Source organism: Limnohabitans sp. TEGF004, assembly GCF_027924965.1.
In the GTDB taxonomy this organism is placed as follows: domain Bacteria; phylum Pseudomonadota; class Gammaproteobacteria; order Burkholderiales; family Burkholderiaceae_C; genus Limnohabitans.
Genome location: NZ_AP027056.1, coordinates 2,024,872 through 2,038,275, shown reverse-complemented (window position 1 = coordinate 2,038,275; position 13,404 = coordinate 2,024,872). Strand labels below are relative to the sequence as shown.

At 54.7% G+C, this 13,404-nt stretch carries 16 protein-coding genes; 10 read left to right on the top strand and 6 right to left on the bottom strand.

Going from position 1 to position 13,404, the window contains the following annotated elements; all coding sequences use genetic code 11:
* Nucleotides 1-5: 5 nt before the first annotated feature.
* From soxA to LINBF2_RS09870, 4 genes are all read left to right on the top strand, one after another.
* Entirely contained in the window at nucleotides 6-800 is a 795-nt protein-coding gene (soxA, locus tag LINBF2_RS09885) for a sulfur oxidation c-type cytochrome SoxA (RefSeq protein WP_281888537.1), read from the top strand.
* Between the two features lie 12 nt (nucleotides 801-812).
* Nucleotides 813-1,466, top strand: a complete 654-nt coding sequence (gene soxX / locus LINBF2_RS09880) for a sulfur oxidation c-type cytochrome SoxX (RefSeq protein ID WP_281888536.1) — start codon at nucleotides 813-815, stop codon at nucleotides 1,464-1,466.
* Between the two features lie 71 nt (nucleotides 1,467-1,537).
* A complete protein-coding gene (gene soxB / locus LINBF2_RS09875; protein WP_281888534.1) occupies nucleotides 1,538-3,274 on the top strand; it encodes a thiosulfohydrolase SoxB in 1,737 nt (578 codons plus the stop codon).
* A 22-nt stretch (nucleotides 3,275-3,296) separates the two neighbouring features.
* Nucleotides 3,297-3,524, top strand: coding sequence for a DUF2892 domain-containing protein (locus LINBF2_RS09870; RefSeq protein ID WP_281888532.1), 228 nt, complete (start codon nucleotides 3,297-3,299; stop codon nucleotides 3,522-3,524).
* A gap of 7 nt (nucleotides 3,525-3,531) precedes the next feature.
* On the opposite strand, the gene LINBF2_RS09865 is transcribed toward LINBF2_RS09870, so the two are convergent.
* Genes LINBF2_RS09865 through LINBF2_RS09855 form a run of 3 tightly spaced genes read right to left on the bottom strand, consistent with a single transcriptional unit; the run spans nucleotide 3,532 to nucleotide 5,492 of the window.
* Nucleotides 3,532-4,593 (bottom strand): YeeE/YedE family protein, encoded by a 1,062-nt coding sequence (locus tag LINBF2_RS09865; RefSeq protein ID WP_281888530.1) that lies wholly within the window; start codon nucleotides 4,591-4,593, stop codon nucleotides 3,532-3,534.
* A 34-nt stretch (nucleotides 4,594-4,627) separates the two neighbouring features.
* Nucleotides 4,628-5,044, bottom strand: coding sequence for a YeeE/YedE family protein (locus LINBF2_RS09860; protein WP_281888528.1), 417 nt, complete (start codon nucleotides 5,042-5,044; stop codon nucleotides 4,628-4,630).
* Between the two features lie 10 nt (nucleotides 5,045-5,054).
* Nucleotides 5,055-5,492 carry a YeeE/YedE thiosulfate transporter family protein gene (locus LINBF2_RS09855; RefSeq protein ID WP_104801408.1) on the bottom strand — a complete coding sequence of 146 codons (438 nt, stop codon included), beginning with the start codon at nucleotides 5,490-5,492 and terminating at the stop codon, nucleotides 5,055-5,057.
* 61 nt (nucleotides 5,493-5,553) lie between these two features.
* Between LINBF2_RS09855 and LINBF2_RS09850 the strand changes: the two genes are divergently transcribed.
* From LINBF2_RS09850 to LINBF2_RS09825, 6 genes are all read left to right on the top strand, one after another.
* Nucleotides 5,554-6,426 (top strand): MBL fold metallo-hydrolase, encoded by an 873-nt coding sequence (locus LINBF2_RS09850; protein ID WP_281888525.1) that lies wholly within the window; start codon nucleotides 5,554-5,556, stop codon nucleotides 6,424-6,426.
* 113 nt (nucleotides 6,427-6,539) lie between these two features.
* Nucleotides 6,540-7,553: a sulfate ABC transporter substrate-binding protein gene (locus LINBF2_RS09845; protein WP_281888523.1), complete on the top strand. Its 1,014-nt coding sequence runs from the start codon at nucleotides 6,540-6,542 to the stop codon at nucleotides 7,551-7,553.
* A gap of 113 nt (nucleotides 7,554-7,666) precedes the next feature.
* The gene (locus LINBF2_RS09840) at nucleotides 7,667-8,659 is read left to right on the top strand and encodes a sulfate ABC transporter substrate-binding protein (RefSeq protein ID WP_281888521.1); all 993 of its coding nucleotides are present in this window, start codon (nucleotides 7,667-7,669) and stop codon (nucleotides 8,657-8,659) included.
* Nucleotides 8,660-8,665: 6 nt separating this feature from the next.
* On the top strand, nucleotides 8,666-9,520 hold the full coding sequence (cysT, locus tag LINBF2_RS09835) for a sulfate ABC transporter permease subunit CysT (RefSeq protein ID WP_281888519.1): 855 nt from the start codon (nucleotides 8,666-8,668) through the stop codon (nucleotides 9,518-9,520).
* Nucleotides 9,517-10,413, top strand: a complete 897-nt coding sequence (gene cysW, locus LINBF2_RS09830) for a sulfate ABC transporter permease subunit CysW (protein WP_281888517.1) — start codon at nucleotides 9,517-9,519, stop codon at nucleotides 10,411-10,413. The genes cysT and cysW overlap by 4 nt, the downstream gene beginning before the upstream one ends.
* A gap of 17 nt (nucleotides 10,414-10,430) precedes the next feature.
* Nucleotides 10,431-11,516: a sulfate ABC transporter ATP-binding protein gene (locus LINBF2_RS09825; protein WP_281888515.1), complete on the top strand. Its 1,086-nt coding sequence runs from the start codon at nucleotides 10,431-10,433 to the stop codon at nucleotides 11,514-11,516.
* 9 nt (nucleotides 11,517-11,525) lie between these two features.
* Here LINBF2_RS09825 and LINBF2_RS09820 read toward each other — a convergent pair whose 3' ends face one another.
* The 3 genes from LINBF2_RS09820 to LINBF2_RS09810 all read right to left on the bottom strand — a co-directional run bounded on the left by LINBF2_RS09820 (nucleotide 11,526) and on the right by LINBF2_RS09810 (nucleotide 13,396).
* The gene (locus LINBF2_RS09820; protein ID WP_281888512.1) at nucleotides 11,526-12,425 is read right to left on the bottom strand and encodes a dienelactone hydrolase family protein; all 900 of its coding nucleotides are present in this window, start codon (nucleotides 12,423-12,425) and stop codon (nucleotides 11,526-11,528) included.
* An 11-nt stretch (nucleotides 12,426-12,436) separates the two neighbouring features.
* Complete coding sequence (locus LINBF2_RS09815; protein WP_281888510.1) at nucleotides 12,437-13,015, bottom strand: rhodanese-like domain-containing protein; 579 nt, start codon at nucleotides 13,013-13,015, stop codon at nucleotides 12,437-12,439.
* 75 nt (nucleotides 13,016-13,090) lie between these two features.
* Entirely contained in the window at nucleotides 13,091-13,396 is a 306-nt protein-coding gene (locus LINBF2_RS09810; protein ID WP_281888508.1) for a c-type cytochrome, read from the bottom strand.
* Nucleotides 13,397-13,404: the final 8 nt, after the last annotated feature.

Sequence of the window (13,404 nt, the reverse complement as noted above, 5' to 3'; positions counted from 1 at the left end):
CACGAATGAAGAATCTAGTAATCGCTTTAGGGCTCATCGGCTTGTCGGCCGCTGCGTTCGCCCAAAAGTCGTCGACCGACAGCATCGCGGAATACCGCGCCATGTTGCAAGACGGCAACCCTGCTGAGTTGTTTGAAGCCAAAGGTGAAGACCTGTGGAAGCAAAAACGCGGCCCCAAAAAAGCATCGCTTGAAAAATGTGATTTGGGTAAAGGCGCAGGCGTGGTCAAAGGTGCGTGGGTCGAGTTGCCCCGTTACTTCTCGGACACCGGCCGAGTGCAAGACCTTGAGTCACGTTTGGTGACGTGCATGCAAGAGTTGCAAGGCTTCAACGGTGAAGAAATTGCCAAGACACCTTTTGGCCGAGGCGAGCAAAGCAATGTCACCGCATTGGCGACTTGGATTGCTGGCGAATCCAAAGGCATGAAGTTCAACCTCTCACAAAGCCATGTGGAAGAACGCAAGATGTATGAAGTGGGCCAACGCCTGTTCTTCATGCGCGGCGGCTCACACGACTTTGCCTGTGCGACGTGCCACAGCCAAGACGACAAACGCATCCGTTTGCAAGACTTGCCCAACCTAACCAAGAACCCCGGTGCAGGCGCTGGCTTTGGTGCTTGGCCCGCTTACCGCGTGTCCAACGGTCAAATGTGGGGCGCCCAGTTGCGCTTGAACGATTGCTACCGTCAACAACGTTTCCCTTACCCCTTGTTTGGCAGCGATGCCACCATCGCCTTGGGCGTGTACATGGGTGTGAACGGCAAAGGTGGCGAAGCCATCGCGCCTGCGATCAAACGATAAGGACAACGCAAAATGAACCGCACATATCAAATCGCTTTGGGCGCTGCCGCAGTGGCCTTGTTGACTGCATGCACCACGCCCATGCCTTCGAGCGCCGACCTCGATAAATTGACACAAGACGTTTTGGGTCGCTCATTCCGCGATCAAGGCCAAGCCAAGCTCGACCGTTTGAACCTCGACGAAGACAACCGCTTGTGCGCCGAAGCCGACCGTACCGGCGTAGCTTTGGATGCCAAAGTGTCTGCCGAGATTGAAGCCCGCAACATGAAAACCATCAAGGCACCTGCCGATGGCAAATACTTGGGCGACTTCAAAGAAGGCGAAAAAGTGGCACAAAGCGGTGCTGGTAAAACTTGGACTGACAAGGCCGACTCGGTCAATGGCGGCAATTGCTACAACTGCCACCAAATCAGCAAGACTGAGTTGTCCTACGGCACCTTGGGACCAAGCTTGTACAACTACGGCAAGATCCGTGGTGTGACAGATCCCAGCAGCGCAGCGGCTAAGCCGATCGTGGAATACACCTGGGGCAAGCTGCAAAACGCGCGTGCTTACAACGCGTGTTCCAACATGCCGCGTTTTGCACACAAGGGCATCTTGACAGAAGCTCAAATCAAAAACGTGATGGCTTTGTTGCTCGACCCAGCGTCGCCTGTCAACAAGTAATCTCTAAATGGCCGCAGCATGAGCTTTTCATCTGCGGCTTTTTTACGCAAGTTAAATAAGTAGGTGCTGATATGAACTTAACCAAACGCGAATTCATGCAAGTCATGGGTGCTGGCTCCATGGCTGGCCTCAACATGAATGCCTTTGCGCAGGCCGATGCAGGCGTGGCCGCTCGGGGTCTGTATGACATTCCTAAGTTTGGTCAGGTTTCATTCCTGCACATGACCGACTGCCACGCGCAGCTCAAGCCCATTTATTTCCGCGAGCCCAGTGTCAACCTTGGCATTGGCAGTATGAAAGGCCAGTTGCCCCATTTGGTGGGCGAGCATTTGCTAAAAACGGCAGGCGTGCGCCCTGGTAGCGCCGAAGCCTATGGCATGAGCTATTTGAACTTTGAAGTGGCCGCCAAGCGCTACGGTAAAGTGGGTGGCTTCGCGCATTTGGCCACTTTGGTGAAACGTCTCAAAGCCAGCCGCCCCGGTGCGTTGTTGCTCGACGGTGGTGACACATGGCAGGGCTCGGCCACTTCGTTGTGGACCAACGGCCAAGACATGGTCGACGCTTGTAAATTGCTGGGCGTTGACGTGATGACCGGCCACTGGGAATTCACCTACGGCATGGAGCGCGTGCAAGAAATTGTGAACAAAGACTTTGCTGGCAAGGTCGACTTTGTGGCCCAAAACATCAAGACCCAAGATTTTGGCGACCAAGTGTTTAAGCCCTATGTCATTCGCGAAATGAACGGCGTGCCTTGCGCCATCATCGGCCAAGCCTTCCCTTACACACCGATTGCCAACCCACGCTACATGGTGGCCGATTGGGCGTTTGGTATTCAAGACGAAAACATGCAAAAGATGGTGGACGAAGCCCGCGCCAAAGGTGCGCAGGTGGTAGTTGTGTTGTCGCATAACGGCATGGACGTGGATTTGAAGATGGCGAGCCGTGTGAGCGGCATCGACGCCATCATGGGTGGTCACACCCACGATGGCATGCCTGTGGCTACTTTGGTGAACAACAAAGGTGGCAAGACCATCGTCACCAACGCTGGATCGAACGGTAAGTTCTTGGGCGTGCTCGACTTTGAAGTGAAGAACAAAAAGATCACTGACTTCCGTTACAAGCTGCTGCCCATCTTCTCCAATATGTTGCCTGCCGACAAAGAGATGGATGCGCTTATCAACAAGATCCGCGCGCCTTACGAAGCCAAGTTGAACGAGACCTTGGCCATCACCGAAGGTACGCTGTACCGCCGTGGCAACTTCAACGGCACGGGCGATCAACTGTTGCTCGATGCATTGATGGATGTACAAGGCGCAGACATGGCGTTCTCTCCCGGTTTCCGTTGGGGTACATCACTCTTGCCAGGCCAAGCCATCACGCGTGAATGGCTGATGGACATGACTGCGACCACCTACTCGTACGCTACTGTGACTGAGATGACGGGCGAGACCATCAAGACCGTGCTCGAAGACGTGTGCGACAACTTGTTCAACCCCGACCCTTACTACCAACAAGGTGGTGACATGGTGCGCGTGGGTGGCCTCGAATACGTGTGCAAACCCAATGAAAAAATGGGCAGCCGCATCGGTGAGATGCGCCTCAAAGGCAAGCTCATCGACGCCAACAAGAAATACAAAGTGGCAGGCTGGGCCCCCGTGTCAGAAGACGCGAAAAACCAAAACCTCAAGCAAGTGTGGGAAGTGGCTGAGCAATGGCTCAAAGCCAGCGGCGGCAAAGTGTCTAAGCGCAAGCTCAACACGCCCAAGCTCGAAGGCGTGTTGCCTAACCCCGGCTTTGCTGCCGTTTGATTTTTAAATAAGGAGTATTGGAATGACTGTCGAACGTTACATCCGCATCGTTGCGGGCTTGTTCATCATGGTGTCGCTGGCTTTGGGGATTGAGGAAAGCCCCGTGTTTGTGAGCCGTTGGGCCCTGGCCTTCACAGCCTTTGTGGGGCTGAATTTGTTTCAGTTTGGTTTCACCAATTTCTGCCCCATGGCCATCATCTTGCGCAAGCTCGGTGCCAAAGATGGCGAGGCTTGCTGCCCCGCGCAGTAAACGATTTTTAAATGGGGCTGTTGATTGACTTGAGCGCTTTGTAAGTCAATCCAGCCCCCAAGATGATGGACACCAGTGTGAGCCACGCGGTGTTCGAGAAGATGGCACCCCCGCTCATGCCTGAGCCCACGGTGCAACCGCCCGCCATCACAGCGCCAAAGCCCATCAACACGGCGCCTGTCAAATAGTGGCCCAGTTTGTTTTCAGTTTGAAAGCCTTCAAACTTGAATTCACCAAACATCACGCTGGCCACCAACGAACCAATAAACACACCTGGCAACAAACCTGCATCGAAGCCAAAGCTCGGCGCAGTCGCGGTAGACAAGCTGCGCATCAGCCATTCCGCAGAGGGTGAGCTAAAGCTCAGGCTTTGCACCGCAATGGGTTCAAACGACACGCTGGCCACCAGCTGTGTGAAGCCCCAGCCCAAAGCAATGGCCAAGCCCACCAACGCACCGGCCCAGTTCCATGTCTGGCTGTTCTTGTCGTCGTTGACGCGCAAGCGCCAAAGTGCTGTGGCTCCCATCGCAACACCGACAACCAAGCCCATCCATGATGTGGTCAGGTTCAGCAGGTTGCGATCAGTACCGCCTTCCACCATCCACAACGACGTGATCCACTGACGCGCTGGTGCCAATAAGCCCGAGATCGAGGCTTGTACCGTCACAGCAAACACCAAGCCCGAGAGCAGGGCGCGCAAATTACCGTTGGCCGACAAAATCAGCAAACGGCTGGCACAGCCGCGCGTCATGATCATGCCCATGCCAAACATCAGGCCACCCACCACTGCGCCTGAGATGCTCCCTGGTGCGCCCAAATGGCGAGAGCTTTCCGGTTTCAAAAATCCCACCACCACGATGGTTTGCACCGCCAAAATGGCCACGGCAAAGCCCAATAACCAAACGGCCAAACGCGAGCCCAAAGCGCCTTCGCAACATTCAATGACAGCCGCCCGTGCGCAAAACTTGGAGCGTTGAGCAAAAAAACCAAACATCAAACCAATGAGCGCGCCACCCATGGCCAAGACCGAGTGGTCTCCGAAGGTTTCAATCAAGTCGGTCAGATTCACAAAATTCCCCAGTGGTCAGTGGCGGTAAAAGCCTTCAATTGTCTCTTTTTTTGAAACGCTCAAACAATGCCATGCCAGCCATCATGGCCAGCACAAACACCAAGGCTTTGTCGTTGCCCCCAGCCATAGCCACCAGCGCCGGACCTGGGCAAAAGCCCGCCAAGCCCCAGCCAATGCCAAACATCAAACTGCCCAACACCAAGGGGCGGTCGATTTGCGTCATTTCAGGCCACTGAAAAGGTGCGCCCGAGAGGCTGATGCTCTTTTTCTTGGCCAAGCCAAACCCAAGCAAACCCACCAACACACCGCCGCCCATCACAAACGCCAGCGAGGGGTCCCACGCGCCCGCCAAGTCTAAAAAGCCTTGCACTTTGCCGGGGTCGGTCATGCCTGAAATTAACAAGCCGAGGCCAAAGGTGAGACCCAACACAAATTCAATCACGCGTTGCATCGCTGGCTCCTCACAATACATGGCGAATGACGAACACGGTCACAAAGCCTGTGCCCATGAACGACAAGGTTGCCACCAATGAGCGCACAGACAAACGGCTCAAGCCGCAAATGCCATGGCCGCTGGTGCAACCCGCTCCCCAACGTGTGCCAAAACCGACCAACAAGCCCGCCACGATCACCATGGCCCAGTTGGCATCGATGCGAGGGGCATGCAAGAAGTCGGCAGGCAAGATGAGCTTGGCTGCCAAAGGCGCTGCAAGCAGGCCGAGCAGAAAAGCAAAACGCCATGGCGCGTCGTCAGACCTTGGCTTGAGCACGCCTTCCAAAATACCGGTGATGCCCAAGATGCGTCCGCTGTTTAAAAACAGCGCGCCTGCCGCGATACCCAACAGAATGCCGCCCAACAGGGACGACCCAGGTGTGAAATGAAGCCAGTCGATGTGCATGGTTGATGTGTATATCAAAAGTTACCTATATTATTGTGCCCTTATGAACCAGAGCTTTTCTATGTCCGCTGTTTTGAACCCCCTCGTGCATGGCATCTTCGATCCGGCCACTTGGACCGTGACTTATGTGGTGTACGAGAAAGAGGGCAGCGCCTGCGCCATCATTGACTCGGTGCTCGACTACGACCCAAAGTCTGGCCGCACCAGCACCGAGTCGGCTGACAAAGCAATTGCATTTGTGCGTGAGAAAAATCTGCAAGTGCAATGGATACTAGAAACACATGCCCATGCAGATCACCTCACCGCGGCGCCTTATCTCAAAGCGCAGTTGGGTGGACAAACCGCCATTGGCGATCACATCACAGCTGTGCAACGGGTGTTCAAAGGTATTTTCAATTTAGAGGCCAATTTCAAAGAAGACGGCACACAGTTTGACCATCTGCTGCAAGTGGATGAAGCATTTGCCATTGGCAACTTAAGCGCCAAAGCCATGTATGTGCCGGGCCATACGCCCGCATGTGTGGCTTATCAAATAGGCGATGCGGTGTTTGTGGGTGATACCTTGTTCATGCCCGATGTGGGCTCGGCACGTTGTGACTTTCCCGGTGGCTGCGCCAAAACGCTTTACGCCTCCACGCGAAAAATTTTGAGCTTGCCAGACAACACGCGTTTGTTCATGTGCCACGACTACCCACCTGAAGGCCGTGTCGTGCGCTTTGAAACCACGGTGGCTGAACAACGGGCCCACAACATCCATTTGCACGACGGCATCGACGAGGCTGAGTTTGTGCGCATGCGCACCGCGCGTGACGCCACCTTGGCCATGCCCGTGCTGATCTTGCCTGCGGTGCAAATCAACATCCGTGCGGGGGAGTTTCCGCCCAAGGACGACAACGGTGTTTCCTACCTCAAAATTCCTTTGAACGCCCTTTGACATTGGCTTAGATGTTTCGGTAATTAACAACCAACTACTCTGTCGTTCCCTTTCCGCGCTGCTGCGCTAAGAATCCATCCATCGCAAATTTAGATGGATTCAAAGGGAACACAATGATTCAACGCAAACAATTCCTCAAAACTCTGGTGGCCACAGCCTTGGTGGCTGTGAGCGGTTTGGTAGCTGCACAAACCGCCCCTGTTACCTTGCTCAATGTTTCGTATGACCCGACCCGAGAGCTGTACTCAGAGTTCAATGCCGCCTTCGCCAAACACTGGAAAGTACAAACCGGCCAAGACGTGACCATCAAGCAGTCGCATGGTGGCTCGGGTAAACAAGCCCGCTCGGTCATTGACGGCATTGATGCAGACGTGGTCACCTTGGCTTTGGCCGGTGATATTGATGCCTTGTACAAACACGGTGGCCTCATCCCTCAAGATTGGCAAAAGCGTTTGCCACACAACTCGTCGCCTTACACCTCCACCATCGTGTTGGTGGTGCGCCAAGGCAACCCCAAGGGAATCAAAGACTGGGATGACTTGGTCAAGCCCGGCATCAGCGTCATCACGCCCAACCCCAAAACCTCGGGCGGTGCACGTTGGAACTATTTGGCCGCTTGGGAATTTGCCAAACGAAAATACGGCGGTGAAGCCAAAGCCAAAGAGTTTGTGAAAAAACTATACGAGAACGTGCCTGTTCTCGACACCGGTGCACGCGGCTCATCGGTCACGTTTGCACAACGCAACCAAGGCGATGTGTTCATCTCTTGGGAAAACGAAGCGCACTTGCTAGAAAAAGAATTCGGCAACAAGGTGGACATTGTTTACCCCTCCATCAGCATCTTGGCTGAGCCGCCTGTCACGGTGGTGGATAAAAACGTCGAGCGCAAAGGCACGCGCAAGGTGGCAGAGGCCTATCTGAACTACCTCTACACCGACGAAGGCCAAGACATTGCGGGCAAAAACTTTTACCGCCCCATCTCGGCGAAAGCCCAAGACAAGTATGTGAAGCAATTGCCCAAGTTGCCTTTGTTCACCATTGACCAAGCCTTTGGTGGCTGGGCCAAGGCCGACAAAGACCACTTTGCCGACGGCGCACAGTTTGATCAGATTTACCTCAAGAAGTGAGCCACGTTTCTATATGCAGATGCGTTATTTACTAACAAATTAAAAGTCGTTTGAGTTTGCAGAGAGGCCACCCACAATCGCAGCCAAACCATTCAGATGAGGAATTGACCGCCATGAAAAAATTGCTACACACCACCTTGGCCGCTGCGTTGTTGACCCTCAGCACGTTGGCGTCTGCGCAAACTTTGCTGAACGTGTCGTATGACGTGGCTCGCGAGTTTTACAAAGACTACAACCAAGCCTTTGTGGCCCACTACAAAAAGACCACGGGCAAAGACATCAAGGTTGACCAAGCCCACGGTGGCTCAAGCGCACAAGCTCGTGCAGTGAATGACGGCTTAGAAGCTGATGTGGTGACCATGAACACCACCACCGACATTGAGTTCTTGGCCAGCACAGGCGTGGTCGCCAAAGACTGGGCGAAGAAGTTTCCCAACAATGCATCGCCCACCACCTCGACCATGTTGTTCCTCACGCGCAATGGCAACCCCAAGGGCATCAAGGACTGGGACGACCTGACCAAGCCTGGTGTGCAAGTCATCATCGTCAACCCCAAAACCGGTGGCAATGGCCGCATGGCGTATTTGGCTGCATGGTCTTATGCCCGCAAAAAGGGCATGAATGACGCAGGCGCTGCTGAGTTTGTGGCCAAGATTTTCAAGAACGTGCCCGTGCTCGCCAAAGGAGGCCGTGATGCCACCACCATCTTCTTGCAACGCAACATCGGCGATGTGCTGGTGACGTTTGAATCAGAAGTGGTGTCGGTGGACCGCGAATTTGGCGAAGGCAAGGTCGATGCGGTGCATCCATCGGTCAGCATCATTGCTGAGAACCCAGTGGCGGTGGTGGAACGCACCGTGAATAAAAAAGGCACAGGCGAATTGGCCAAGGCTTATTTGAACTACCTGTACTCCGATGAAGCACAAGAAATTGCCGCCAAGCACGCCTTGCGCCCACGTTCACCTGCGCTGCTGAAGAAATATGCGGCCACTTTCAAGCCTGTTCAGTTGGTGCCTGTGAGCGAGTATTTCGGCTCACTCAGCGAAGCACAAAAAGTCCACTTCAATGACGGTGGTCAGTTCGACAAGATTTACACGGTGAAGTAATTTTTCATGGCATTGTTCTCTCTGGCGCGCAGCCACAAGGCTGCGCGTGTGCTTCCCGGCTTCAACATCACGCTAGGTTTCACGCTCACCTATTTGAGCTTGATTGTGTTGATTCCACTCTCCGCTTTGGTGTTCAAAACCTTCACCCTCACGTGGGACCAGTTTTGGGCGGCCGTCACCGGCCCGCGCGTGATGGCGTCTTATCGCCTCACGTTTGGTGCGTCGTTCATTGCAGCCTTGGTGAACGTGGTGTTTGGCTTGCTCGTGGCTTGGGTGCTGGTGCGTTACGACTTCTTCGGCAAGAAGGTGGTCGATGCCTTGGTGGACTTGCCCTTTGCTTTGCCCACAGCTGTGGCTGGTATTTCACTCACGGCTTTGTTGGCGGGCAATGGTTGGATCGGCCAGTACCTAGAGCCTATGGGTATTCAACTCGCGTTCAACCCCAATGGTGTGGTGATTGCACTCATCTTCATTGGCTTGCCATTTGTGGTGCGCACGGTGCAACCGGTGTTGGAAGACGCAGAGAAAGAACTTGAAGAAGCGGCCACCTGTTTGGGTGCTACACGTTGGCAAACTTTTAGCCGTGTCATTTTTCCGAGCATCGCACCTGCGTTGCTCACAGGTTTTGCCATGGCGTTCGCGCGTGCGATTGGCGAATATGGCTCGGTCATTTTCATTGCGGGCAATATGCCCATGGTGTCTGAAATCACACCGCTCATCATCATTGGCAAGCTAGAGCAATACGACTACGCAGGTGCCACCGCAGTGGCTGTGGTGATGTTGGTCATTTCGTTCATCTTGCTGTTGGTGATCAACGCCCTGCAAGCGTGGCAGCGTCGCCACACAGGAGCCCCAGCATGAGTACCGCCGCAATCAATCCTTCCGCGCGTAGGGCGCAAGCGGGCACCACCGAACCCGCATGGGTGCGTTACAGCCTGATTGGCGTGGCGCTCACGTTTATGTTTTTCTTTTTGGTCTTGCCTTTGGCAGCAGTGTTCACCGAAGCTTTGCGCAAAGGCTTGGAAGCGTATTGGGTGGCTTTGCAAGAGCCCGATGCGTGGTCGGCTATTTACCTGACCTTCATCACCGCACTCATTGCCGTGCCGTTGAACTTGGTGTTTGGCGTGGCGGCTGCGTGGGCCATTGCCAAGTATGAGTTCACAGGAAAAGCGTTTTTAACAACGCTGGTCGACTTGCCTTTCTCGGTGTCGCCCGTGGTTGCTGGTTTGATTTATGTGTTGATGTTTGGCGCGCAAGGTTGGTTTGGTCCTTGGTTGCAAGCCCACGACATCAAAATCGTTTTTGCAGTGCCCGGCATTGTGTTGGCCACTGTGTTCGTCACGTTTCCCTTCATCGCACGCGAGTTGATTCCGCTCATGCAAGCGCAGGGCAATGACGAAGAGCAAGCGGCCATCGTGTTGGGTGCTACAGGCTGGCAAACCTTTTGGTTTGTGACGCTGCCCAACATCAAGTGGGGTTTGATTTACGGTGTGATCTTGTGTAACGCCCGTGCCATGGGTGAGTTTGGTGCGGTGTCGGTGGTGTCTGGCCACATCCGCGGGCAAACCAACACCATGCCCTTGCATGTGGAAATTTTGTACAACGAATACCAATCGGTGGCGGCGTTTGCCGTGGCCTCACTCTTGGCTTTGTTGGCCTTGGTGACCTTGGCCATCAAGTCCACGGTGGAGTGGCGTCATGCACGTGAGCTCAAAGCCGCGGCTGATTTGCCGCCTGAACGACCACAAGCATAAATACGAGTAAAAGAATCATGAGCATCGAAATCAGAAACATCCACAAACAGTTTGGCGACTTCCAAGCGCTGGGCGATGTGAGCCTAGACATTCACTCTGGCGAGTTGATCGCTTTGTTGGGCCCATCGGGCTGCGGCAAAACCACCTTGCTGCGCATCATCGCGGGTTTAGAAAACGCAGATGCGGGCGCCATCTTGTTCAGTGGTGAAGACACGACGCACGTGCATGTGCGCGAGCGTCAAGTGGGTTTTGTGTTTCAACACTACGCCTTGTTCCGCCATATGACGGTGTTTGAAAACGTGGCCTTTGGCCTGCGCGTGAAGCCACGCAACGAACGCCCCAGCGAAGAACAAATCAAAAAGAAGGTTCACGATTTGCTGAGCCTTGTGCAGCTCGATTGGTTGGCCGATCGTTACCCATCACAACTCTCAGGCGGTCAACGCCAACGCATTGCCTTGGCTCGCGCTTTGGCGGTTGAGCCCAAAGTGTTGTTGCTGGACGAACCGTTTGGTGCTTTGGACGCCAAGGTGCGCAAAGAGCTGCGCCGCTGGTTGCGCCGCTTGCACGATGACTTGAATGTGACCACCATCTTTGTGACGCATGACCAAGAGGAAGCCCTCGAAGTGGCCGACCGTGTGGTGGTGATGAACAAGGGCAATGTCGAGCAAGTGGGCAGCCCGCAAGAGGTGTGGGAGCACCCCGCCAGCCCATTTGTGTATGGCTTCTTGGGCGATGTGAACTTGTTTCATGGTCGTGCCCACGAAGGCGAAATGCACATCGGTGTGGAAGATCAAACCGTGCGCGTGGCAAGCCCTGAGCACCATGACACACAAGATGCCAAAGCATTTGCGTATGTGCGTCCGCATGACTTGGATGTGCGCCGCTACACATCCGGTGATGAAGGCATCGTGGCCCAACTGACCCGTGCCATCGTCGTGGGGCCGATTGCGCGCTTAGAGCTGGTGGCCGCAGAGGGCGACGGGCCCTCAGATCAGCAGATCATTGAAGCGCAAATCCCTGCATCGCAGTTTTACGAGCAGGGATTTACAGAGGGTGAGACCTTGGTGCTCACACCGCGCAAAGCGCGGGTGTTTGTGGCCTAAGCCTTGCGCTTAGACGTATTGCTTGAACCAAGCAAGCGCTCGGTTCCAGCCATCGGTTGCAGGTGCGGCGCGGTAGCTGGGGCGATAGTCTGCATGGAAGGCGTGCGGTGCGTCTGGGTACAACACAAACTCTGAGGCCTTTGCCGCTGCGTTGCCTTTGACGGCAGCTTGTGCCAAGGCTTCTTTCATGTTGTTCACGGATGTCACAGGAATGCCTGTGTCAGCACCGCCATACAAACCCAGCACGGGGGCTTTCAGGGTAGCGGCCAAGTCGACCGGATGCTTGGGGTTGTTGGCATTGGTTTGGCCTTCCATGCGACCGTACCAAGCCACACCAGCTTTGACCTTCGGGTTGTGCTCGGCATACAGCCACGTGATGCGTCCACCCCAGCAAAAACCGGTGATGGCTGCGCGGTTGGCGTTGCCACCGTTTTTGCTGGCCCACTGCAAAGTGGCGTCCAGATCGCCCATGACTTGGGCGTCTGGCACTTTAGAGATGACCTCAGCGATCAGCTTGCCCATTTCGCCATACGAGCTGGGGTCGCCTTGGCGAACAAACAACTCAGGTGCAATGGCCAAGTAGCCTGCTTTGGCAAAGCGACGCGTCACGTCGGCAATGTATTCATGCACACCAAAAATTTCAGAAATCACCAAGACCACGGGCAAATTGGTTTTGCCTTTGGGGGCCGAGCGGTAGGCTGGCATTTTGAAACCGTTGACATCAATCACCACTTCGCCTTCGATCAAGCCTTCGCTAGATGTTTTGACGGCGGTTTGTGCCATCAACGGTGCGGCCGATGCGGCATAACCCAAACCCAATGCGGTTTGCAGCGCCAAGCGACGTGTGGGGACTGATTCATCCTTGCTGTTGAGCAGGGCCTGTGTGTCTTGGATCCAATTGGTGTGCATGAAGTGCCTCTTTAGAAATCGCCTTTGAGAACTGGGAAGCCCAATGCTGACCAGTCCAACATACCACCGCGATAGTAATAAATTTTGGACGCTGGGAAGCCATCGCGCGTCATAGCCAGAATGGCGCTGGGGCTTTGCGGGCACACGGGGCCATTGCAGAACGCAAACACTTTCTTGGCGCCTGCGCAGTCCCAGCCCTTGGCGGTCTTCTTGCAACCCAGTTCGTCCATGCGTGCCGACACCTCTGTGTAGACGATGTGGTGTGAGCCGGGGATGGTGCCATTGGCACGGTCTTCAGGTTCACGCATGTCGACCAACATCGCGTCGCGGTCGTTCATGGCGTTGAGCATTTCAATTTCGCCCACAGGCGTCACGCCAGCCACGGGCACCATGGGTTGCAACCAACCTTTGTTTTTGGCGCATGGTGTCATGACGCGTTTGATTTCGCGCTCTTCGCCTTTGGCGTTTTTCACCACGAACTTGGTGTCCGTGCCAATGATGCGCAGGTATTCAGGCTCAGCGGCTACGCTGTTGAGGCTCAAGGCGGCCAAGCCGAGGGCGGCGAGGAGGTGGGTGATGTTGAGTTTCAACTTCTTCTTTCTATGCAAGGTGCTAAAAAAAGAGCTTCCCGAGGGAAGCTCATCAAGGTACGTGTATCTGTCGTATTACTTAGCGTCGGCCAAGACCCATGCAGCAAGGGCCTTCGCGTCCGCATCGCTCAGTTGAGCTTGTGCGGGCATTGGGATAGGGCCCCATTTGCCGCTGCCGCCAGCTTTGATGGATTTGGCCAATGTGGCCTCGGCATCTGCTTGACCCGCGTATTTCTTGGCCACGTCTTGGTAGGCTGGGCCGACAATTTTTTTATCGACTGCATGGCAAGCCAGACAGTTATTTTTCTTAGCTAAGTCAGCGTTGGCCCAGGCGCCTGTTGAGACAAAAGCGATGAACGCGACGGCGGCTATTTTTTTCATGTCTATCC